The 418-nt window shown below is 70.6% G+C and carries 1 protein-coding gene; it reads left to right on the top strand.

Annotation, left to right across the window (positions count from 1 at the left end; genetic code table 11):
• Window positions 1-120: 120 nt before the first annotated feature.
• On the top strand, window positions 121-418 hold a 298-nt coding region (locus UK12_RS33240), incomplete at its 3' end, for a biliverdin-producing heme oxygenase (RefSeq protein ID WP_045306940.1).

Below are 418 nucleotides of genomic sequence, written 5' to 3'. Positions count from 1 at the left end.
GCCGCAGGCGCACACTGGGCCGGGGGCCGTTTTCCCGACACCGTGTCGGCATGACGTTGACTTAGGTAAGCCTAACCATAACAATCGTGCCCAGAGCCCCCATCGGACCGGAGGACCCGCATGCCCAGCCATGAGCCGCCCACTCCCTTCTCCGCCGCACTGCGCACCGCAAGCAGCGCCGAGCACGAAGCAGCCGAGCAGTCCTCCTTCATGGCGCACCTGCTCGGCGGCCGGCTCGGCCGCGATGCGTACGCCGAGCTGTCCGGGCAGCTCTGGTTCGTCTACCGGGCGCTGGAGGGCCGGGCCGCCGACCTGGCGGAGCATCCGGTGGTCGGCCCGTTCATCGATCCCGCGCTGTTCCGTACGGCCGCACTCGAACGCGATCTGGAGCATCTGCGCGGCCCCGGCTGGCGGGCCG

Source organism: Saccharothrix sp. ST-888 (assembly GCF_000955975.1).
GTDB lineage: Bacteria > Actinomycetota > Actinomycetes > Streptomycetales > Streptomycetaceae > Kitasatospora.
The sequence above is the reverse complement of the archived record's forward strand: the minus strand, read 5'-3'. Positions and strand labels throughout refer to the sequence as shown.